The 22,655-nt window shown below is 56.6% G+C and carries 19 protein-coding genes and 1 tRNA gene; 8 read left to right on the top strand and 12 right to left on the bottom strand.

Features of this window, described 5'->3' with window-relative positions:
• Positions 1-36: 36 nt before the first annotated feature.
• Positions 37-531 (bottom strand): hypothetical protein, encoded by a 495-nt coding sequence (locus RBB81_RS14330; RefSeq protein ID WP_183788573.1) that lies wholly within the window; start codon positions 529-531, stop codon positions 37-39.
• 166 nt (positions 532-697) lie between these two features.
• Between RBB81_RS14330 and RBB81_RS14325 the strand changes: the two genes are divergently transcribed.
• The 6 genes from RBB81_RS14325 (at position 698) to RBB81_RS14300 (ending at position 7,320) form a co-directional block, all read left to right on the top strand.
• Positions 698-1,270 (top strand): hypothetical protein, encoded by a 573-nt coding sequence (locus RBB81_RS14325; protein WP_183788575.1) that lies wholly within the window; start codon positions 698-700, stop codon positions 1,268-1,270.
• Between the two features lie 152 nt (positions 1,271-1,422).
• Complete coding sequence (locus RBB81_RS14320; protein WP_353071110.1) at positions 1,423-3,234, top strand: amidase; 1,812 nt, start codon at positions 1,423-1,425, stop codon at positions 3,232-3,234.
• A 279-nt stretch (positions 3,235-3,513) separates the two neighbouring features.
• Positions 3,514-4,056: a hypothetical protein gene (locus tag RBB81_RS14315; protein ID WP_183788579.1), complete on the top strand. Its 543-nt coding sequence runs from the start codon at positions 3,514-3,516 to the stop codon at positions 4,054-4,056.
• Between the two features lie 52 nt (positions 4,057-4,108).
• Complete coding sequence (locus RBB81_RS14310; protein ID WP_179582715.1) at positions 4,109-4,651, top strand: hypothetical protein; 543 nt, start codon at positions 4,109-4,111, stop codon at positions 4,649-4,651.
• A gap of 106 nt (positions 4,652-4,757) precedes the next feature.
• A complete protein-coding gene (locus tag RBB81_RS14305; protein ID WP_179582713.1) occupies positions 4,758-5,693 on the top strand; it encodes a proline dehydrogenase family protein in 936 nt (311 codons plus the stop codon).
• A 142-nt stretch (positions 5,694-5,835) separates the two neighbouring features.
• A complete protein-coding gene (locus RBB81_RS14300) occupies positions 5,836-7,320 on the top strand; it encodes an alpha-L-fucosidase (protein ID WP_353071109.1) in 1,485 nt (494 codons plus the stop codon).
• A gap of 234 nt (positions 7,321-7,554) precedes the next feature.
• Here RBB81_RS14300 and RBB81_RS14295 read toward each other — a convergent pair whose 3' ends face one another.
• The 4 genes from RBB81_RS14295 to RBB81_RS14280 all read right to left on the bottom strand — a co-directional run bounded on the left by RBB81_RS14295 (position 7,555) and on the right by RBB81_RS14280 (position 11,265).
• Positions 7,555-8,799 carry a TlpA disulfide reductase family protein gene (locus RBB81_RS14295; protein ID WP_353071108.1) on the bottom strand — a complete coding sequence of 415 codons (1,245 nt, stop codon included), beginning with the start codon at positions 8,797-8,799 and terminating at the stop codon, positions 7,555-7,557.
• A 484-nt stretch (positions 8,800-9,283) separates the two neighbouring features.
• Positions 9,284-9,724 (bottom strand): DUF3106 domain-containing protein, encoded by a 441-nt coding sequence (locus RBB81_RS14290; RefSeq protein ID WP_179582708.1) that lies wholly within the window; start codon positions 9,722-9,724, stop codon positions 9,284-9,286.
• A 322-nt stretch (positions 9,725-10,046) separates the two neighbouring features.
• A complete protein-coding gene (locus tag RBB81_RS14285; RefSeq protein ID WP_353071107.1) occupies positions 10,047-10,550 on the bottom strand; it encodes an anti-sigma factor family protein in 504 nt (167 codons plus the stop codon).
• 64 nt (positions 10,551-10,614) lie between these two features.
• Positions 10,615-11,265, bottom strand: a complete 651-nt coding sequence (locus RBB81_RS14280; RefSeq protein WP_353071106.1) for an RNA polymerase sigma factor — start codon at positions 11,263-11,265, stop codon at positions 10,615-10,617.
• 285 nt (positions 11,266-11,550) lie between these two features.
• Here RBB81_RS14280 and RBB81_RS14275 point away from each other — a divergent pair.
• A tRNA-Val gene (locus RBB81_RS14275) sits at positions 11,551-11,625 on the top strand.
• Positions 11,626-11,801: 176 nt separating this feature from the next.
• On the opposite strand, the gene RBB81_RS14270 is transcribed toward RBB81_RS14275, so the two are convergent.
• The 7 genes from RBB81_RS14270 to RBB81_RS14240 all read right to left on the bottom strand — a co-directional run bounded on the left by RBB81_RS14270 (position 11,802) and on the right by RBB81_RS14240 (position 20,697).
• Positions 11,802-12,881 (bottom strand): tyrosine-type recombinase/integrase, encoded by a 1,080-nt coding sequence (locus RBB81_RS14270; RefSeq protein WP_353071105.1) that lies wholly within the window; start codon positions 12,879-12,881, stop codon positions 11,802-11,804.
• Between the two features lie 670 nt (positions 12,882-13,551).
• Positions 13,552-14,526 (bottom strand): LacI family DNA-binding transcriptional regulator, encoded by a 975-nt coding sequence (locus RBB81_RS14265; protein WP_423248021.1) that lies wholly within the window; start codon positions 14,524-14,526, stop codon positions 13,552-13,554.
• A 229-nt stretch (positions 14,527-14,755) separates the two neighbouring features.
• Positions 14,756-16,210, bottom strand: coding sequence for an L-arabinose isomerase (araA, locus tag RBB81_RS14260; RefSeq protein ID WP_353071104.1), 1,455 nt, complete (start codon positions 16,208-16,210; stop codon positions 14,756-14,758).
• 132 nt (positions 16,211-16,342) lie between these two features.
• A complete protein-coding gene (locus tag RBB81_RS14255; RefSeq protein ID WP_179582699.1) occupies positions 16,343-17,071 on the bottom strand; it encodes an L-ribulose-5-phosphate 4-epimerase in 729 nt (242 codons plus the stop codon).
• A gap of 28 nt (positions 17,072-17,099) precedes the next feature.
• Positions 17,100-17,327: a hypothetical protein gene (locus RBB81_RS14250; protein ID WP_353071103.1), complete on the bottom strand. Its 228-nt coding sequence runs from the start codon at positions 17,325-17,327 to the stop codon at positions 17,100-17,102.
• A gap of 32 nt (positions 17,328-17,359) precedes the next feature.
• Entirely contained in the window at positions 17,360-19,087 is a 1,728-nt protein-coding gene (locus tag RBB81_RS14245) for a sodium:solute symporter family protein (protein WP_353071102.1), read from the bottom strand.
• Positions 19,084-20,697 carry a ribulokinase gene (locus RBB81_RS14240; protein WP_353071101.1) on the bottom strand — a complete coding sequence of 538 codons (1,614 nt, stop codon included), beginning with the start codon at positions 20,695-20,697 and terminating at the stop codon, positions 19,084-19,086. The genes RBB81_RS14245 and RBB81_RS14240 overlap by 4 nt, the downstream gene beginning before the upstream one ends.
• Positions 20,698-21,114: 417 nt before the next feature.
• Between RBB81_RS14240 and RBB81_RS14235 the strand changes: the two genes are divergently transcribed.
• The gene (locus RBB81_RS14235) at positions 21,115-22,377 is read left to right on the top strand and encodes a tagaturonate epimerase family protein (protein ID WP_353071100.1); all 1,263 of its coding nucleotides are present in this window, start codon (positions 21,115-21,117) and stop codon (positions 22,375-22,377) included.
• Positions 22,378-22,655 lie beyond the last annotated feature (278 nt).

Raw genomic sequence — 22,655 nt, 5'->3', positions numbered from 1 at the left:
ATCAAGAAGCAGGTACCTCCTATTCTCCCGATCGCGTCATTTGATAATCGGCAACAAAGCTGCCAGCTGCACACTCACCAGCAGACTCAACCGGTTATCGACCTGATAGAACTTCGCGGTCTGCTTCGCTCCGATCGCCTTCTCGAACTTCGACACGTAACTCTTTCGCAGCTTCAGGCTGTCCTCATCGAACTTCAACACCCGCTCGATATAAGACTGCGCCTGGGTGTCGTCTAAATGGTCATAGTTCGCCGCATAGTCTTTGATCAACGACACCCGCTGATCCCCGATGACCTGCTGATCATGCGCGTAGTTGCGGTACACCGGCCAGAAGGCCTTCGATTGGTCGTCCGTAAACTGCATACTGCGAGTGATAATCTCAGTCTTATCCGCCTGAATATCCTGCCGCAAAACCGCAATATCATCCTCCGTCGTCGGCCGTCCTGTGTTCGCATCGGCGGGAGCCTGGCCCAGCGCACTCAACGTTCCCAAAACAACCGTACCTATCAACAGCCCTTTCATAAGCTTCATCGCACTCTCCTTCGCTCTCTTTTGTCCCCTTGGTTGAATAAGCGTACGCCGACTCGCGCACCCGCTGACACATCGAAAAACCTGAACCACTCTCAGTTACAAACGCTCCCACAACTCTCTCATCCCTCTCAGCTGCATCCAACTAGTAAAAGTGACAGGAGAAGCGATGAAAATCGTTCAATGCAAGCCCGCCTCAACCGCACTCGCCGCCGCCGCACTTAGCCTTCTAACTATTGCCCCTCTCGTCTTTACGGGATGCAACAACACCGGGAAAGCCGCCGCGACCCCCGCCAACTTCACCACCGGCATCAACAACCACTACCTCGACCATCCCGAGTGCCTCTTCACCGACACACGCTTTCCCTTTGAGACCAGCGACCCTGAAAAAACAAAGCAGATGGACACCCTCGTCAAAAATCTTCTCCTCGAGAAGTCCGTCGAGACCAGCATCCACGTCAGCCGCTACACAGTAGCCCCTGCCGGAACCCGCTACGCCCCGCGCTTCTGCTACGGCCACCGCGAAGTCACCAGCATCGGCAGCTTCACCCCCGTCGCAGTCGCCAACGGCTTCAAAGAGACCACAGTCACCTACAGCTACACCATGAAAGAAGTCCCCGTCTGGGCGGAGAGTCACGACGTTCAGGCCGCCTTCCCTGCCATGGCCCATGCCACCACCAGCCAGGCCACCGCCACCATCACCCTCGCCCAAAGCCCAGTAGGCTGGCAGGTCCCCGACTAGCCCGACCAACGGGAGGACCCAAGCACATTACCGCACCAAGACAAGGTATACCCGTCACGAAGTGACCGCGCCACGCGCAGTGGGCCCGTCCGGCAGGACAAGTCTCTTCGGTGTCCAGCCCTCTCCCGCTACAATCCTCCCCAGAGGAACCAATGTCGAAATCCCGCCGCGAATTCCTGACCCAAAGCACCCTCACCCTGCTCGCCTCCGCCTCCGCCTCCGCCTCCGCACTCGCCCAAACCCCCTCCACCCCAACCACTCCCGGCGCACCACCAGCCTTCGGCACCTCGCCCTCTGTAGGCCCCGAGGTCTCCCCCGCCACCTTCGCCGAAGCCGAAAAGCTCGTCCAGTTCCCTCTCACCGAAAAAGACCGAGCCCAGGCCGCCGGCAACTGGCGAGCCGCCATGGCTCCTCTCTACGAGCGCCGCACCGGTCCACGCAAAGTGGCCATCGCCGACACCACCGCACCGTACTCCCTCGTCAACTCCATCCTCCCCGGCCAGCCCACCCTCCCCACAAAAAACGAGTTCCTCCGCACCCAATCCGACGCCCCACTCCCCACCACCGACGAAGCCATCGCCTTCGCCCCCGTCCACCAGCTCTCCCGCTGGATCGAGACTCGCAAGCTCACCAGCACGCGCCTCACCGAGATCTATCTCGCGCGCATCGAACGCCTCAATCCCAAGATCAACTGCATCATCACCCTCACCCGCGATCACGCCCTCGCGCAAGCCAAAGCCGCCGACGCTGAAATCGCCGCCGGCCACTATCGCGGCCCACTCCACGGCATCCCATGGGGTGCAAAGGACCTCCTCGACACCGCCAACATCGCCACCACCTGGGGAGCCGAGCCCTTCCAGCACCGCATCCCCACCGCCGACGCCACCGTCACCGAACGCCTCAACGCAGCTGGAGCCGTCCTCATCGCCAAGCTCTCCCTCGGCGCTCTCGCCCTCAACGACGTCTGGTTCGGCGGCCAAACCATGAACCCCTGGCTCCTCGAAGAAGGCTCCTCCGGCTCCAGCGCAGGTCCCGGAGCCGCCACCGCCGCAGGCCTCGTAGCCTTCGCCATCGGCTCTGAAACCGGAGGCAGCATCGTCAGCCCCTCCATGCGTTGCGGAGTCACCGGCCTTCGCCCCACCTACGGCCGCGTCCCCCGCACCGGAGCCATGACCCTCTGCTGGTCCCTCGACAAACTCGGCCCCATGGCCCGCAGCGTCGAAGACACCATGCTCGTCCTCAACACCATCACCGGCCCCGACGGCAAAGACGTAGCCTGCGTCCCCAGCAAACTAGACTTCGACGCAACCGCCCCAATAAAAAATCTAAAAATCGGCTACTTCCCCCAGTGGATGAAAGAAGCCCCCGCCACCGACGTAGACCGCGCCGCCCTCGCCGCCATCTCCACCCTCGGCATGACCCCCGTCGAAGTCACACTCCCCGACTGGCCCTACGACAACCTCGACCTCATCCTCTTCGCCGAAGCCGCCGCCGCCTTCGAAGAGATCACCCTCAACCATCAGCTCGACCAGCTCAAAGCCCAGGTCCCCGACGCCTGGCCCAACACCTTCCGCCAGTCCCGCTTTCTCTCCGCAGTCGACTACGTCCAGGCCGACCGCCTCCGCCGCATGGTCGCCCTCGAGATGGCCCGCATCTTCAGCTCTGGCCCCAACGCACCGGACCTCCTCCTAGTCCCCTCCCTCCGCGACGAGATCCTCACCATCACCAACTTCACCGGCCATCCCTCCCTCACTCTCCGCGCCGGATTCGTCGAAGTCTCCGAGGCCCGCAGCGACTGGGCACCCGACCCCGCCAAGCCCCTCCCCAAGTTCAACCCACCCCGCCGCGTCCCACACGGAGTCACCCTCATCGGCCGCCTCTTCGACGAGGGCACCATCGCCCGAGCTGGCCTGGCCCTCGAGCGCCACTTCAACGTAGCCCACGAAAACCCACCCGGCTTCTAACCAGACACCGCAAAGGGCTTCATTTTTCTCTCCATGGAAAACGAGACCGGAATCACCAACGTCATCATCACACCCGACCCTTTACGCCGCGAGCGCCTCTCCCCGCGGAGCCGCTAACACACAGCCCAGCCATCGATATCAAGCTGCCGCCAAAAACAAATAAATAGAGGGAGGAGGTAATCACTTGATTACGTCCAACCAATTAAATACTCTCCGCGCACGAGAGATAGCCGATAACAAGGACACACTGTTCGCAAACCTAGGGCCGGGGGTTCGGATATGTCATCTACCAACTACTTCGACGAGCTGTATGGGGTCACCGAAGAACGTGCGCTGAACTTCTGGGCCTCCCATCTCCACGAAGCGATAGGAAGTGAGCAGTGGTCCCAGATCTCAGACTCGACCGGAGTCTATCTCGCAAGCGTGCTTGGTCACTTCTGCCTCCAGTCGGTCGACCGAACCGAGCTCCTCTCTTCTGACTACAACCCCGGCGATCACGAATTTCGCCAGTTCGCGGACCTCACCCAGATCGCCGAGCTCATGATGCGACAGCTAACCAGCGCGAAGAACCCGCTATGGATGGAATCAGCCGGCGCACACATTCTTCTCTACGCCGGATTCTTTCAAACCCAGAACAAGCACCGCCACAACATCAACTTCTACTCGGCCATGGGCAAAGAGTGCTATCTCATGGCAGCCGTCGGAAAGAGAGAGAAGATGATGAAACGCGTAGCCACAGGATTCAATCAGTACCTCACCCATCTCGCCGACCTGCATCAACACCTCCGCGAAAGCCGATACCTGATAAGAATGGATAACTGAATTTACTGGCGCCCGGGTCTCAGAGCACCTCACAGCTGTCGATAATCTCGCCATGGCGAAGCGAAGCCCAGACCCGAAGCAGCTCGTAACCTGGGCCATCGCAGGCGCAGTGATAGCAGCGAGCACATGGTTCCTGTCCTTCGTACATATCCCACGCCTGACTGCAAACGGGGAAGGTTTCTGGGCTGTCCTGTGGACTGATCGTCTGCGATTCGCATACTTCGCGCCATTTGCCATCGGATTAGCTCTCTCCCTCTGGGCAGAACACCGATTCAAGCGTGGCCTCAAGGGTGAAATCTGGAGCGAGGCTGAACTCGAACCGGTGCGCGTGCTGGTCGCCAAGCCACTTTGGAGTTGGACCAGCTGGCTCCTGATCGGCGTTGCAGCAGTCGCCGTAATTCTCAGTGCCCGTACATCCGGTACCGGCCACATCGCTTTGCTCTACTTACTTCTTTATCCCATCCAAACCGCGGCGCGGATACGGCAGTTGGTGACGCCGAAGGTAACGTCGGCCGGCGGCCTCAAAGACTGGCAGAACGTTAAACCAATCCACTCCGATCACTGGGGCGAGCAGCCCCTTCATCCCTCCGAATAGACGATCCCTCCCGACGCCATTGAGGCACCACCCCCGCCTCGCCCTTCGCACTCATCCCGTGAAACAATAGAGCTCGCGCCAATTGGCGAATTCAGGGGTACCACGTTTGCTGCGATCTGCTTTCATTGCTCTCTCTCAAAACAAGTCTTTGCGCTCCTTCTCAGAGCGCTCCACCGTAGGCAAAAAGATGTCCGGCCGCTTCGTCGCCGGCATGTCCGTCGAGGAAGCCCTCGCCGCCTGCCAGCGTGTCAACAAAGAAGGCATCGCCGTCAGCCTCGACTCCCTCGGCGAATCCGTCACCACCGAAGCCGAAGCCCGCAAGTCCGCCGACATCTACCACCAGCTCCTCGACGCCATTCACACCCGCGGCCTCAACGCCAACGTCAGCGTCAAACTCTCTCAGGTCGGCATGGACTTCGACCCCGCCCTCACCGAGCGCATCGTAGGCGAGATGGTCGAGCACGCCGCCCACGTCCAATCCTTCGTCCGTATCGACATGGAAGGCTCCCCCTACACCGAAGCCACCATCGTCATGACCGAGCACCTCGCCGCAAAATTCCCCGGAGCCGTCGGCACCGTCCTCCAGGCCTATCTCTTCCGCACCGAAGCCGACACCGAACGCCTCCTCAACGAAAACATCCGCATCCGCCTCTGCAAGGGAGCCTACAAGGAAGGCCCCGAGATCGCCTTCCCCGCCAAATCAGACGTCGACGCCAACTACGTCAAACTCATGAAACGCATGGTCACCTTCTCCAGCTCAACCACCGGCAAAGGTGTCTTCTGCGGCATCGCCACCCACGACGAAGCCATCGTCGAGCAGATGCAAACCTTCGTCCGTGAGCACAACATCGACAAGTCGGCCTTCGAGTTCCAGATGCTCTACGGCGTCCGTCGCGACCTCCAGCGCCGTCTCGCCGCCGAAGGCTTCGGCGTCCGCGTCTACGTCCCCTTCGGCCCCGAGTGGTACCCCTATTTCATGCGCCGCCTGGCAGAGCGTCCCGCCAACGTAATCTTCTTAGCCAAAAACTTCTTCAAAAACTAGCCTCTTTCTCAGCCGACCAACGGGAGGCCCCAAGCACTTCACTCACCAAGACCGGTACACAAGTCACGAAGTGACCGCCCCACGCGCAGTGGGCCCGTCCGGCAGGACAAAAGCCGTAGCTATCGAAAACAGGAGCCCCGCCTTGTCAGCAATCAATCGGCGTCAGTTCACCTACGGCGTAATCGCAGCAGCTGGATCGATCCCAAGCGCAACTCAGTTGATCGCGCAAACACAGGCGAAGCCCCACAAGCCGATGCTCCAGCTCCAGCAGGAGTTCCTCGACCTACGATTCGGCATGTACATCCACCTCAACATGGCCACCTTCGAGCAGCGCGAGTGGGGAGACCCCAAAGCCTCACCTCAACTCTTCAACCCCGCGCATCTCGACACCGATCAGTGGGCGCAGGCAGCTCGTTCGGCCGGAATGACCTACGGGTGTCTTTCGACCAAGCATCACGACGGCTTCTGCCTCTGGCCCACCGCAACCACCAGCCCAAGCGTCAAAGACGCTCCCTTCCAACACGACATCGTCCGCGCCTACGTGGACTCGTTCCGTCGTCACGGCCTCAAGGTCTGCCTCTACCTCTCCATCTTCGATCTTCGCGCCGACATCCGCCCATATCAGATCACTCCCCGCAAAGTCGAGTTGATCAAAGCACAACTGACCGAGCTCCTCACCAACTACGGCGAGATCACAGCCATGATCTTCGACGGCTGGAACGCCCCCTGGACGCGCATCACCTACGACCAGCTTCCCTTCCGCGAAATCTACGATCACGTCAAACATCTCCAGCCCAACTGCCTCGTCACCGACTACAACGCCAGCCAGTATCCAGGCTCCGCGCTCTACTACACCGACATCCGCCAATACGAGCAACACGCCGGGCAGAAGATTCCCGCCGACAGCCTCGTCCCCTCACAATCCGCCACGACCCTGCAAAGCGAATGGTTCTGGAAGCGCGACTACCCCACGCAGGAACTTCGTTCCGCCCGGCAGATCGTGAACGACTGGCTCATCCCGTTCAACGAGCAGCACTGCAATCTCATCCTCAACGTCGCGCCCAACACAGACGGCCGATTCGACGACAACGCAATCAAGCGCCTCGCGGAGATTGGCCAACTCTGGAAGCACCCCGGCACCGCGCCCCGCCTGCAACCGTCGGTGGCCATCACGACCCCCAACCTCGCCTTCGCCAAGCCATCCTTCGCAAGCAGCAGCCCCGACACCATCGGACCCGACCTCGCAAACGATAACAAGTTCGACAGCTTTTGGATCTGCGACCAGGGGGTTTGCGACCAGCACCAGAACTCGTCCTGGCTCGAGATCGCATTCGAAAGACCGACCGCGTTCAACACGATCTCCATCGTCGAACCTCGTTACCTCCAGCAGTACGGACCAGACAGCAGAATCGCCTCCTACCGTCTGCAACTCTGGAACAACGGAACGGGCAATGAAACGGGCAACGGAAGGTGGACCGACATCCTAAACGGTCGAACCCCCTCCACCTTCCAGCTCCACCAATTTCGCCGGGTCACCGCGCAACGCGTTCGCCTCACCCTCGAAGGCATCGGCCGCCCTCCCGGCATAGCCGAATTCGGAGTCTACAACGAACCCATCACAACCTGAACCGCACCTAGGCGGGCCATCCGAAAATAAAGTTCAAAAACTTGGCGTATTTTTCATCGCCAAAAAAACGACATCTTTCCCACCACGTTTACCACGCAATCCACCACGTTCTCACCACCAAAAAACCACGTCCAGCCACCACGTTTTTCCAAAATACCCTCAAAAACCTCAGCAAAAACAGCAAAACCCCGGGTCTCCCCGGGGTCAAACTTTTTTCTAAAAACAATCGCAAAATCAGCGCGAAGCAGACTGAGTCGGAACCAGTTCCTCAAGCAGCCGCTCCACCAGCTCAGTAACTTCCTTCACCAGCGCCTCATGCGCCGGCGGATTCGCCGGCCCGGCAAACCCCGCATGGACCTCCCTCACCCGCCCATCTCTTCCCAGAAAAAACGAAGTAGGCCAGCAGTTCAAGTTCACCCCCTGCGGAATCTTCTCGTTCAACTGCTCCGTCTCACCCGCCACCAGAACCGTGTAAGTAAGCCCATATTTCTCAATAAAAGCACGCAATCTCGTCGGATCTTTCAACTGGTCCGCCTCTTCAAACGACAGGTTCACAATCTCCAATCCCCGGTTATGAAACTGCTTATAAAGGCTCTCGAGCATAGGCGCTTCATCGTGGCAGTTAGGGCACCACGACCCGCCAATCGCAACGATCACAACCTTCCCATCAAACTGCGGATCGGTATTAGAAACCAACTTCCCGCTAAGATCCGGAAAGCTGAATGCAAACCGCGCAGACGGGTCTTTCACCGTAGTCTGCTGCGTAGGATCCGTCATCCCGGGAAGCGCCGCAGCCCGCGCCTGTGCAGGCCTGCGAGCGACAAGATTCTGCTGCTCATTCACATCCGCCCGCAGCATATTCGAAACCAGCAACGTCCCATCCGTCTGCGGAGCCACGCTATAAAGCGCAGGCCCAGCAGCAGTGAAGTGCCCAATCACATACTCGTGCCCTGTCCAGCCTCCATAAAGAGCGCCAGTATCTCCATCGATGCGCTGAATCACCGCCTTCACCTGGTTCGATTGAGCAGCAGGTTCAATGCGAAGCTGCCACGCCGACTCGCCCTTGGACGATTTAACCTCGACCTCCCAATCCCCGTGAATATCCTGGTCCCCCGCTCCAACCGCGCCAGCAGCCGCCCCATGCAAACTCAAACTGACCGGATAGCGTGTAGCAATCGTGCCGAACGTCCCCGTCAAGTGACCATCAGCTACCGTCGCGTCAAGCGTCCTCGCGTAGTAGTTGAACGTGACCACCAGATGATTGCCAACATAACTGACGCCAGACGCGGGGCTGCGTTCCGGGCCGTTGAGCAGAGCCGCCTGAAGACCATTACCGCTACCGGTAATTTCGAGACGAACAGGAACCTGCTGTCCGTGGACCGTAGCATCGCCCACCCACGGACCGACGATTGCACCTTGCTTCGAACCCTGAGCGACGGCAGAGACTGCGACCAGAAAAAGACTGGCGAAGAGCTTCATGGAAGATCTCGATTCTTTCTTAGATTTATGTGAGACGAGTCTAAATCGGAGTCGGCTTGAACAGCAGACCCGGAGCACAGGTGTCAGGCCAGCGGGGAGTGGCGACAACAACAGAAGCTGTGCTGCATGTGCATACCCATAGGTTAGGCCGGGCAGAGCAACCAGGTCAAGGGGCACCCCCTGCGCCTTGCGCAAAGGAACCACAATCCTTCTTCCAAAGTTGTATGGATAGTAAACCGGGACCAGCGCAGACTGTATCCACTATGGGGAGGGAGACCGTTCAGGAGATATCTCGGATCTGTTTGGACTTTGCGATCACCTCGCCGCAATCCTGATTGGCTTGATCGTCTACCTCCGGAGATAGCCTCTAGAAGCTGGGCCAAAAAGCAGACGGTGTCCCTCACCCATAGCCCTGCCCCTTCCCTGCAACAAAAATAGCCGCCTTCGGGCGGCTACCTCCTTGTAGAAAACATGCGCTACCGAATCATTTTCCGTAGGAAGTACCGTCATTTGGCCGCCGAACCGGAAGATATGGTTCGACAGCGAGAAGATTGGAGAGTGTGCTCCGCTCCTGATCTGAAAATTGCCCACGAAAGCGGTCAGAGTCGAGGATAGCCTGGCGCTGAGGTTGAGGCATCTCGCGAAGATCGCGGAAGGCCCGCGCAACGAGACGGCGACGGTCTTCAGGGAGCCCACCAAGTTGCTGCATGGCGCCGCGAACTTGCTGTCGTTGCGGCAGCGTGAGACGCTCCATCGCTTCGGTGCGGTCAAGGATTCTTCGGCGCTGCTCCGGTGACATGTTATTCAGTTGCGTCAGACGATCGCGCATGCGCTGCTGAGTCGGCGGGGGAAGATCGCGGAAGCCAGGCTCATTTTCCAAAGCACGCTGTTGTTCCGCAAGAGGAAGGTTGCTATGACGGTCCATCCACTGGGCCAGGTGTTCCTGATTCCTCTTCGGCGCTGGCGCCGGCACAGGAGGGCTTGGACGCGACTGACCAATAGGCGCACGAAGAGCCACCCCCGCTCTATGCGCAGGTCCCGGCTGGGCCAAAGCAATCATCGTCGCGGATGACAGGATCATCCCGGCAAAAACTAGTCGAGCAGAAGGCCGTAACTGAAAGAAAGATGGCATGTTTTCAACGTGTAAAAGAAATGCAGTTTCATAAGACTTTGTGTTCAGAGCAGCTTATCGTGTTCCATCTCCCTTCAATCGAATTTTCTTGAAGTCGAACATCCTGCCCGGGAGACTAGCTGCTGGGCGGGGCGGTAGAATCATCGGCCGGAGCGTCGTCCTGCAAGAGTTGATCCATCGTTTGCAGCGCTTGATCGTTCTTATCGAGGATCTGCAGGTCTTGAACCGTCGCCGAGGTCTCGGGGGTTGAGTGAGGGAATCCGGTGAAATTGGCGACAGCTCCGCCGCCCAACAAGAGAACCAACGCAAGGCCTCCAGCAAGCGCCGGGCGAAGCTGACGCCCCGTATTGAAAAGCAGACGAGACCTAAGCCGCTCGAACCAACCGGCCGGCGCAAGTGTCTGCTCTTCGCGGAGTCGCACAGCTAGCTTTTGATCGAAGTACGGGGACGGCTCTGGAGCGTGCCAGGTATCGAGCAGTGCGAAGGTAGCCTGCATCGATTGAAACTCTTGAGCGCAGGCGGGGCACGACTCAATATGGACTTGCATGTCTCGACTCGCAGGCGCGCCCGGATCCAGAAGAAGATCGACGATTGCGGATTGGCAGTCTTTACAGATCATTGTGAACCTTTCCAATTTCTTTTCGGCAGCGCGTCAAAGATGCGCGCGTAAAACTCCAGCGAACCTAAACAAAAGCCTTCAGCTTGTCGCGCAGCGTCTGGTAGGCGCGGAAGAGCAACGACTTCGTGGCGGACTCGCTCAATTTGAGAACGTCACCAATTTGCTTATAATCCATACCCTCATACTTGTGCATGAGTACAGCCATGCGTTGCCGTTCCGGAAGCGCGAGTACATGCTGGCGAATAGCATTGAGACGTTCCTGTCTCAGGAGCTTGGCTTCAACATCCGGCGTAGAGTCCGCGACATCGGGCGTTGTCCCGGTTTCGGAATCCGCCTCATCGAGATAGACGGTAGAAGCGGTCCGTTCGTGCCTGGTGTCGCGTGCATAGTTGACGCCAAGGTTGGTGGCGATCCGGTAGAGCCAGGTACTGAACCGAGCTTCGGCACGATAGGTCTCGCGCGAACGGTAGACCCTGAGGAAGACCTCCTGAGCCAGCTCTTCTGCGACCGCCTGGTTGTGAACCATGCGATACATGAAGTGAACAATGGGCTTGCGGTATTTCTGGATGAGAAAATCGAACCCGGCCATGTTTCCGGCGCGCAACTCGAGCATGATTGCGGCGTCATCCATCTGTCCAAAGTCGCCGGTCGCACGATGCGTCTCTGCAATCTGAAGGTTTTCAAAGAGTCTCGGATTGATCGCCAGCGTAGCCATATCATCCTCAACCCCATCTTTCTCGCGGGGTTGCGCCTTTTGATCAAATTTCGCCGGAATCTCCTCCGAGCCTTCTTGCTCAAGGGGATCATGGGGGTCTCGGTGACCAAAATTCGGAGAGGGAGCGGACATCTGCTGGTCGATTGTACCGTCATCGAAAGGCCGTACCCAAGTATTGCCCATAACTAATGGCTGGCTAGTTGGAATCTGGTCTTGAGAAGCGAGGAATGCTATTCTATACAAAAGCTTAGGCGAGCGGCTCGCGTAGTCAGCCGAAGCCGTTCCGGGCGCATAACTCAGCGGTAGAGTGCCACCTTCACACGGTGGAAGTCGTAGGTTCGAATCCTGCTGTGCCCACCATATAATCAACAACATAGCGACATTGGCGGAAGTGGTTTGATGCCATTTGATGCCAAACTTTACCGGCTGGCATCAACTGCGCCGGTTATACCGGCTCAAACCTACCTGCCCGCTGCTGCTCGGTTGCCGTCGACGTGAGCATCGCGTAGACCGTTCCTACCATCTGCTGCACACTCTCAGGAAGCTCCTGCATGTACTCGTTTGCTGTGGTATCTGCTCGTGAGTGCCGCAGGTGCGATTGAACATCCTTCACTGAACCCAGCTTCTGTGCCCGGGTGGCGATGGTCCGCCGGAGCACCTGAAAATTCAGCTTTTCGGAGTTCCAACGCCTCCCGAATTGGCTTCAAAACTCTGTACCGGAAGTTGGCCGGGTCCAGGAATCCGCCGTCCGCGTTCGGGAAGATCGGCGCGTCCGGAGATGGGTCTGGGCATTCCAACTTCCACTGCCTGAGCTCGGCGGCAAGTCCATCCGGCAGATGAACCTTCGTCATGCTCCCTGGAGTCTTGCCAAAGGGCCGAATCTTCCTTCGGTAGATCGTTTCGGTGATCGACAACGTATTCACGTCGTCGAAGGACTTCCAGCGAAAAGCGAAGAGTTCGCTGGGGCGAAGCGCGTCGGTCATGTCCAGCATAAGCAGGATGCGATCCCGCTTTGATGCCGCTTTCAGTACCGCTCGCAATTGCTCCCAGGTCAGAATCTGTTTGTCCTTCGGCCGGAGATTCTTGGGAATCTTCAGCGTGCGGGTCGGATCTTTGACCAGGAACTCTTGCTCAATTGCTTCATCGAAGATGGACTTGAGATAGGAGCGCGCCTGTTTCACCCGATCCTGGCAGTATGTCCTTGCCAGATGGTTCACATGCGTTTGCAGCTCAAACTTGTCGATCGAGTCCAAAGCTCTGGAACCGAACTTGGAGATCAGGTCGATCTCAATCTGAGCTGTCTTTTCCTTCGCCGTTTCTGGCCGCCAGTCTCCCTGCCTAATCGGAAAGTAGCGGTTGCGAACGAACCACTCAAAGGTGACAGATCCATCCTTCAGGATTCTGCCGTCCGCGAGTTGGCCAGTCTGCTTGGCGATCTCAGCTTTCAGCGCATCTCGCGCCTTAAGCTTCGTCATCTGCGATTTCAGGCCGAGCCGAACGCACACGCGAACGGATCGGACATCTTCGGTTGTGGCGTCGATCACGTCCTTGCGGTAGAAGCCATACCAAGCCTTGCCGCGTTGGATGATCGAGCCCGTCTGATGCGAGATGCCCATCGTTCCTCAAGTTCTGTGGGGGAAGACAGTGGGCTCTTCCATTTTAGCTGGCGCGGCGACCCATGGAAGAGACTCTTTCGCGTTCATCAATGAACGCTTCGATCCGGTTTGCCCGGTAACGAAGTGTGCCATCTCCCATGCGAATAACCGGAAGAAGTGGCTTTTTCCGCGACGAGTGGTCCCAGACCCAATCCGTACTTACGTTGAGGCGTTTTGCAACGTCATCAGCAGTCAACAGAGGCTCAACTGCAATGTCGCTTTCCCTGTGCTCCCCTGGGCGGCTTTCGGATCGTGTGAGCAGAATCTACGGGTGAAACGGTGGAACTGATTTCAGCCTGAGCAATCGACAGCGAAGAATTTGGTTCAGTCAGTGGCATGTCGCCTCCGATTCGAGTGGTCAGATTCGGCACTGATTTCGAGCCGAATGCTAACTCTCAGGGTGAGACGCCAATCGCATCACGTCCAATACTTTGCGTTTATCAACTGATAGCTGGCAGTGATCGCCCCGATTCTTGGCTTGAACCGGTACATATCCTGCTGGCACCGGGCGCCTACGCGAGCATCACCATCGCGACTGTAAGCGAGTGGTACGAAACCGGAATGACTCCGACATAGAGAGGCAAAGAACAAATGACCAGGATCGCGGGAAAACCGCACAAGATTTTTTTCTTTATGATCGTTCTTTACCCTTGGCGGCAGCAGCCTGTAAAGCATGAGGAGGGAATCCTGTCGATTCGCGAATCACGAGGTATGTAGACACAATTTGTCTCGTGGGCGCGTCCTCGTACGGCCTTAGTTTTCGGAAGAGTAGATCAAAACATGCTTCGGCAAGTTGTGTACGAGGAATTCGAACCGTCGTGAGCGGGGGCGAAGTGAACTCCGCAAGATGAATATCGTCGAGACCAATTAGGGACATGTCTTTTGGGACGTCGAGACCTCTGGAGTGCAGAATTTTAAGGGCTCCAATAGCCATGAGGTCGTTGGAGCAGATCATGGCGGTGGGAAGGATCTTTCGTCCAAGGATTTTATGCGCTGCAGCGATGCCGCCTTCAAGGGTGTGCTCCTCGTCGAAGATCGCGTTGGTAACCACAATTCCGATCTCGCGCATCGCTTTCCTAAAGCAGGTTCGACGAAGTTCGGCAGTGAAGTTATCGGGCGATCCGGCCGCGAAGACAATGTCGCGATGTCCGAGCGCGGCTAGGTGCTGCACGGCTTGGCGAATGCCAGTTTCGTAATCTACTGCGATGATTTCGGGCCCGTCTGGTGTTTTACCAGCTTCGATTTGAACCATCGGCGTCTTCTTTAGAAGATCGTAGAGATGGGGATCTTCTTCTTTGAAGGTCAGCAGCGCCAGTCCTTCGACACCGTGCTCCAACATGCGTCGGGCCCAATCTTCGGTCTCACTAGCTACATCGTGAGTCGAGCCAATGAGAATTCCAAAGCCCTGAGCGGTCGCTGCCTGTTCGAATCCATGGATGAGCTCGGGGAAGAACGGATTCATGATATCGGGGACAAGAAGGCCGATGAGACGGGTGCGGCCGGAGATTAAAGCTTGAGCGTGGCGATTCGGAACGTATTCCGTTTCAGAAACGGCTTTCCAAACTTTACGCGCGAGCTTTGCATCGACGTTTGTGACGCCATTCATTACTCTTGAGACCGTTGCGATAGAAACGCCAGCACGCTCCGCAACAGCGTGGATGCCCCGTTTGGTCCCTTTGGAGGATGCTGGGATAGGTGTTTTCAGCCGAGAGATGCTCTTCGATGCGGGCAAGTCAGTAAGCCTCCGTCTACGTTAGTACTCTACGCCACGATCCTTGTCTTTCAGAAGACAAGCTCCGCTAGGAGCCCTGGGCGATCAGAGACTCAAAAATCGCTTACCGGATTTGGCTGCGGAAGTCTCGTATGCGAGTCTCCGAGTCGATGATGACCAGCTCGATGCCTGCAATCTCTGCAAAGTCTTCAAGGTGTTCGAGAGTAAGGGCCTGACTAAAGCTTGTGTGATGGGCTCCTCCCGCATAGATCCAGGCTGCAGCAGCAATTTTGAGACTTGGTCTAGGCACCCATACGGCACGTGCTACTGGCAGCTTCGGAAGCGGCTGCTCAGGCTGGATCACGTCCACCTCGTTGACGATCATTCGGAAACGATCGCCCATATCAACGAGAGAGGTGACGACGGCAGGACCAGGGGGAGCAGTAAAGACGAGCCGGACAGGATCGGCCTTGCCTCCGATTCCTAACGGGTGCACCTCCAGAGATGGCTTCCCAGCTGCGATGGAAGGACAGATCTCGAGCATATGCGAACCCAAGACCTTGGGCGTGCCGCTGAAATCGTAGGTGTAATCCTCCATGAAGGAGGTGCCTCCAGGTAGGCCTAGGGCCATAACCTTCATGGTACGTACCAACGCGGCTGTCTTCCAATCCCCTTCTCCAGCGAAACCGAATCCATCCGCCATCAGACGCTGAACTGCGATGCCGGGCAGTTGGTCGAGGCCATGCAGATCCTGAAAGGTATCGGTGAACGCACCGAAGCCGCCCTCGGTCAGAAAGCCGCGAAGTCCCAGCTCGATTCTTGCAGCAGCGCGCAGAGCCTCCGGACGATCATGCTCTTTGGCAATGGAGTAATCTTCGCGGTAGGCATCTACAAGTTTTGCCACCTCCGTCTCGGAGCTCTGTTGAATCCTATCGACGAGATCGGCGACTCCGTAACCATTCACGCTGTATCCCAGCTGGGCTTGAGCCGCGACTTTGTCACCTTCGGTGACTGCGACTTCCCGCATATTGTCCCCGAAGCGAGCGACTTTCAGACTTTGCGATTCATGCCAGCCCGCAGCCGCTCTCGTCCAGGCGGCGATCTCAAGCACCGTATCGGGATCCTGCCAGAAACCTACGACCACCTTCCGGGCCAACTTCAATCGTGCCGTGATGAAGCCAAATTCGCGGTCTCCATGCGCGGCCTGATGGAGATTCATGAAATCCATGTCGATGGAAGACCAAGGCAAAGCGAGATTAAACTGCGTGTGAAGGTGCAGGATCGGCTTGTTGAGCGCAATCAGGCCGGCGATCCACATCTTTGCCGGCGAGAAGGTATGCATCCAAAGCACGAGACCAAGGCAGGTTTCATCGGCGTTTGCTTCCCGGCAGAGAGCTTTAACCTCTTCGGAAGTTGTTACCGTCGGTTTATGAAAGATCTCGTAGGGAATGACAGATCCGGCGTTGAGGGAACCGGCGATCTCTCTTGAGTTATTCGCTACTTGCGTGAGCGCCTCTTTTCCATAAAGGTGTTGACTGCCTGTAACAAACCAGATCTTAAGACTCTTTGAGACTTTCACAGCTCCCCCTCTAAGGCTTGCGGCTCGAGACGTTCAATTTTGCTGAAGTGAAGAAAAACCAAAATTTCTTCGGAAAAGCTTTCCTGACAAGTTATAAGCATTAAGGGAGATGCGTCAACTCAATTGGCCCGCTCAAAGGTCCTGCTCCTTCCTTGATTGTCCGTAGGTGGCTTTGGCACCGTGCTTTCGAAAGTAATGTCGATCCAGCAGGGTCTGTGACACCTGCTGCATGTTCGCCTCGAGTAAGAGAGTGCGGTATGCCATGCGCGCAACCGCTTCGAGCACTACAGCGTTATGGGCGGCTTCGTGTGGCGTTCTTCCCCATACAAAGGGGGCGTGTCCGTGGACGAGGCATGCAGGGACTGCAAGAGGATCGATAGCGGCGCGGTCTTCCTCTCCGCGAAATCTGGCCACGATCGCCACACCTGTCTCGCGAACATATTGCCCTTCGATCGCTTCGTCGGAGAGTGGTGCCGTCACAGGAACCGGCCCGTGGAAGTAGTCCGCGTGGGTTGTGCCGAATGCCGTAATGGGCAGTCCAGCTTGCGCAAAGCTGGTAGCAAACTCAGAGTGTGTGTGAACGACGGCTCCGATCTCTCCAAACTCCCGATACAACAGGGTATGGGTATCGAGATCGGACGAAGGCCGCAAATTCCCTTCGATGATGTTTCCCTCCAGATCGGTTACCACCATGTGTTCGGGCTTGAGTTCGTCGTAGTCAACACCGGAGGGTTTGATGACGACGAGGCCTTGCTCGCGATCGACGCCCGAAGCGTTGCCGAAGGTGTAGAGCACGAGTCCTCCACGGACCAGTTCCAGGTTTGCTTCGAGGACTTCCTCGCGTAGTTGTGTAAGTCGCATGTCCTGTCTCCAGTTGTCGCTTCGAGCTTCATCCCTTTCCCGGGCGAAAGCGGATGGTGTAAAACCCGCCAAAGAGTGTCAGCAGCAGACCCCACCAGAAAGTGGGATGAAGGTTGCTGAGTACGGAGGAACTCTCATGTCCACTAAACCACTCATACGCGCCATACGGCAAAAGAATGATGCCGTAGAGCAGAGTGAGGCCTCCAACGAAGAACCAAATCGAGAGTGATTCGCCACGTCCTGTACCTTCCGCCATAAGAAAATCTCCGATACTTGCGTGCCCGAACCTTAGAAGAAAATAATGTTTAAAAGGAAGAAGATCGTGATGACGATCGCTGCCCAGAAGATCGGTTTCTGCCAGAGGGATCTTGCTCCGTCGTCAGGGATCGTCGTAGCGCCGTAGACCAAGCCTGCGAGCTGAGCTTCCGGCACAGGACGCGTAACAAGGCTCACCGAGACCGTGACAACGACGCAGATGAGCCAACTCCAGAAGGCGCGGTAGAGATTCTCTGCCATTGGTTTTGCGTCCAGGGACAATGCGATGTGTGCCAGAGCTTGCTGCCCGCCGTATGTGGTGTAAAGCCACATTGCTATCGAGGAGACGGTTCCGGCAAGCAGTCCCCAAAATCCGCCAGATCTTGTGGCACGTTTCCAGAGCATCCCCAGAATAACTGTGCCAAAGAGCGGTGCAATGAAGAAACTAAAGAGCGCCTGGACGTAATCCATGATGGAAGCTGCATGCATCACTAGATAGGCCGTGCCGATCGATGCAATCATACCAACGACGGTTGACCATCGGCCCATGGAGACGTAGTGCTTATCGCTTGCTTTCTTATTAAAGAAGGCACCGTAGAGGTCGTAGGTCCAGACTGTGGAGAACGCGCTGACGTTGCCTGCCATGCCGCTCATGAACCCGGCGATGAGCGCTGTGATGCCCAAGCCGAGAAGGCCAGGACCGCAATAGCGAATCAGCATGAGAGGAAGAACTTCGTTGTAGCTGTAAGGATGGGCTGCATCGACTTGATTTTCCCCAACAAGCCGAATGATCTGATGGGTATGAGGGTCGCGCAGAACTGCGAGCGCTAGAAGACCGGGAATGATGACGATGAATGGGACTGCCATTTTAAATGCAGCGCCAATCACCGGCGCCATCTTTGCGGCGCGAAGATTGTTGGCGCTCAGAATGCGCTGTACTACGAGAAAATCGGTCGTCCAATAGCCGAAGCTGATAACGAAGCCGAGCCCAAAGACGATGCCTGTCCAGTGCACGCCCATGGGATTGTCTTTGAAGGATCCCAGAGTGGTCCAGAGGTGCGTGTAATCGTTCGACCCGACGTTTACAGCAATCTGTGCTTTGAGCTTTGTCCATCCGCCCGCCTCCCACAGGCCGAGAATCGGAATCAGCGCGGCTCCTGCCCAGATGAGAACGAATTGCAACACCTCGTTGATAATGGCCGACCGCAGCCCACCAAGCATGACGTAGATGGCGACTGTGACTGCGCCGATCCAGATGGAGAAACTAATATTCCATCCGAGCACGACTTTCATGACCAGTGCCATAGAGTACATATTGACCCCCGACATGAGAATGGTCATGAAGGCAAAGCTGACGGCACTGACTCCACGCGCGCCCTCACCGAAGCGAAGCTGCAGGTAGCCGGGCACTGAGTGCGTTTTAGAGATGTAGTAGAAGGGCATCATGACGATGCCGAGAAACAACATCGCAGGAATGGCCCCAATCCAGTACCAGTGAGTTGCGAGCATTCCGTACTGGTAGGCAGCGCCGGCCCATCCCATCAACTCCAGCGAGCCGAGATTTGCCGAGACGAAGCTGAGTCCGGCGATCCAAGCAGTCATCTCGCGGCCGGCCAGGAAAAACTCTTCGCTTGTCCTGGTAGACCCCTTCACATAAAAGCCGATGAAGAGTACGACGACAAAATAAAGGACAAGTATCAAAATGTCGATCGGTGCGAGATGGGTGAGTTGCGTAGTGAGCAGGATGGCCAAGGCGGTCATGGTTTCTCGATAGCTGACGGAAGTTTGAAGTTTTCTAAGTGGGTCCTGGATGCGTACTCGCGGAGCTTGGGGAGTACCTCGGCAAGCCTAAAGGGGGATGTGGAATCATCGCCGAACGCGAAGTAGACGCCGCGGTAGAGACGATAAAGCTGCTCATAGAGCGCAACGTTGCTGGGATTGGGAAGAAACGATTTGTGCTTCAGGCACATATGATTCTGTGCGTCCTCGATGCTTGGAAAGATACCCGCGGCGAGTTGGGCGAAGATGCCCGACCCGATACTGGTTGGGATGCCGTCGGGAACCAGCACCTCCTTGTTGAGCACGTCCGCGTAGACCTGATTGAGAGTGGCGTTGTTTTGCGGGATGCCCCCGGCATTGATGATTCGTTTGATTGGAACACCGTTCTCGGCGAAGCGATCGAGAATGATGCGCGTATGGAAGGCGGTGCCTTCAATGGCGGCAAATAGCTCGTCTTGCGCGGTGTGGAGAAGATTCCACCCGATCGTGATGCCTCCAAGTTCTGATTTGACGAGCACGGTACGATCGCCATTGTCCCAGGACAGCCGCATCAATCCGGTCTGGCCGGCGCGGTACTCTTCAAGTCCTTCGGACAGAGTTTGCACGTCGGTGCAGGCCCTACGTGCGATCGCTTCGAAGATGTCCCCCACTGCGGACAGGCCCGCCTCCACCCCTGTGTACGCTGGATGAACGCTGCCAGGTACGACACCACATACACCGGGGATGATCTGGGTGCGGCTCTGCATTGCAATTATGCAAGTGGAGGTGCCAACGACGTTGACCACGTCTCCCTCGCGGCATCCTGCACCGATCGCGTCCCAATGCGCGTCAAATGCTCCGACTGGAATCGGAATGCCTGCGCTCAAACCGAGGCGCTCAGCCCACGTTGGAGACAAGGTCCCGGCCAAGTGATCGGAGGTGAGCACCTCACCTGCTAGCTTTTCGCGGATTCCTGCAAACAGGGGGTCGATTTCAGTGAAAAACTCCTGCGGCGGAAAACCGCCCCACTTCGGGTTCCAGAGCCATTTGTGCCCAAGCGCGCATACACTGCGCTTTGCTTGCTGCGGACTTGTGATTCCGCACAGAGTGGCGGCAACCATGTCGCAATGCTCGAAGGCGGATGCAAAGAGCGCTCGCTTCTCAGGATTATTCCGCAGCCAGTGGAGTAACTTAGCAAAGCCCCACTCGTGCGAGTACACGCCACCGCACCACTGAATCGCTTCAAGCCCGCGTGCATGCGCCAGTTTAGTGATCTGTTGCGCTTCTTTGACAGCACGATGATCGCACCATAGATAATAGTCGTCTAGTGGCTTCATCTCGGTATCTACTGGAATGACGCTTGAGCCTGTTGTGTCCAGAGCGAGCGCCTCGACCGTATTGCCCTCAATTCCGGTCTCCGAAAGCACCTTGTGCATTGCTTGAACCAGGGCGTTCATCTGATCGTCGTGGGACTGAGTGGCGAAATCGCGATCCTCACGCTTGCGATGTAAAGGATATGGGGCAGATGCAGTACCTATCCGGCCAGTCTTGCTATCAAGCAGGGTTACGCGGGTACTCAGCGTTCCAAAATCTACTCCTGCAACTATCCGCATCAATGGTTTGCTCCATGGCTCATGCATAATCCAGGTTGCTCGGCAAAAGCGACTTTGCGAGTTCAAGAGGGTGGTTGGCACAGAGACTGACCGAGTTCAACAGGCGAGTTTTTTACAAGGTGAAGACATGTTGTTTAGCAACCGTAAATTTTACAAATCGACTCCTGTAAGTTACCGTTTTATGCGGAAGTATGAAAAGCTTTTCACTGGGACGAATCGTAGGGTATACATACAGGGCTGTCAAGGGTAGGTTCGAGTTTCTCGGCGGCTTTGGCTAGGGGCGTCTGCTTCAGTCGCTCCACGGCTCGTATCGAGCTTTTGCAATCTAGCCTTGGCGCCATGACCGCGTTGCAGGTAGAAACGACGTGATCGATCTATTGGACTAACCGCTTTGTGGAACAGGAGAGGGATGTTGCGATGAACAAGCAGTTGAGGCTTCCAAAGTTTTCGATCGGAGTCGGTGACAGATTTGCTCACCAGGCAAAAGCGCAGCTGAAAGCATGCGTCAATGCGGGAGAGGCCGGAATCGATGTGGTGCCGGTGTGGAATAAGTCGAATCGAGAGCACCTGATTATTGGGTCAGAGCCACTCCAGACGCGGGCTGCGGCCGACGCTGCCGTAAAGGAGTTGGGATGGGTCAAGCCATACTTCCTCGACGCGGACCATATCAACGAGAAGACGGTTGAGAGATTCATTCAGCCTTGCGACTTTTTTACTCTGGACGTCGCGGACTTGATTGGAGAAGCCGCAAGGCCAGCGGATGTAGCCGCGTTTGTTAGGCGGCATCAAGAGCTTGTGGGAGCAGTAACGATCACGAATATCGCTGAACCGTTCCAGACGGATAAAGGGTTTGTTGAGGGCGTGGCCAACAAATTTCTGGCGGCCATCCAACATGCAGGGGAGATTTACCGTCTGCTCGTGGAGAAGAAGGGCGAAGGAAACTTCGTGCCTGAGATCTCGATGGACGAGACGGACTCTCCTCAGACACCATTGGAGCTATTGATTATTCTCGCGGCCATCGCTGACCAGAATATCCCGCTCCAGACGGTGGCGCCGAAGTTCACCGGCCGCTTCAATAAAGGCGTTGATTACGCTGGCGATGTGATGCAGTTTTCAAAAGAGTTCGAGGAGGATTTGGCGACGATCGCGTTTGCGATCAAAACCTACGATCTAACGGATAATCTGAAGTTAAGCGTTCACTCCGGATCAGACAAGTTTTCGATCTACAAAGCAATTCACGCAGGGATCAAGAAATTCGATGCAGGAGTTCACTTGAAGACCGCCGGAACAACTTGGTTGGAAGAGGTGATCGGCCTCGCTGAGTCGGGTGGCTCTGGGCTCGAGATCGCGAAAGAGATATATGGGGGGGCCTACGCGCACCGCGAGGAGCTTTGTGCGCCTTACGCCGCTATTATCGATATCCACCCGACGAAGCTGCCAATGCCGGACAAGGTTAATGAGTGGACGAGCGAGCAGTTTACCTCGACGCTGCGGCACGACCCAGGGAATAGCTCGTACAACGAGAGCTTCAGGCAGCTATTGCATGTAGGCTTCAAAGTCGCGGCAAAGATGGGTAACAGGTATCTAATGGCACTCGAAGCCAACGAAGAAGTTATCGCAAAGAACGTGACAGAAAACCTCTTTATTCGGCATATCAAGCCCGTGTTTCTGGGAGTCTAGTGGTGTGGTTTTGCAGAACACGCGAAATTTTGTGATTTTCTTTTTCTGCCATCGGTCTGAGCCCCTCGCTTCTGCCGCCGGTGGATTTGACAATTAGGACAAATATTGGCTACCGTTCTGTTGTTTCCAGTTAACGCTACAGTTAGGCTCCCCAAATCATGCGGGAGAGTGCAGCTAAAAACGTGTTTGTTGCGCTGAAATCGCCCGTCTCGGTTGATTGGGCCTCGCACACGACATAGCAACCGCGCCGCATAAACCTGATACGGAAGCGTGAGAGG

Source organism: Tunturibacter gelidoferens, from assembly GCF_040358255.1.
GTDB classification, from domain to species: Bacteria; Acidobacteriota; Terriglobia; order Terriglobales; family Acidobacteriaceae; genus Edaphobacter; species Edaphobacter gelidiferens.
This window is presented reverse-complemented; position numbering and strand designations above follow the sequence as displayed.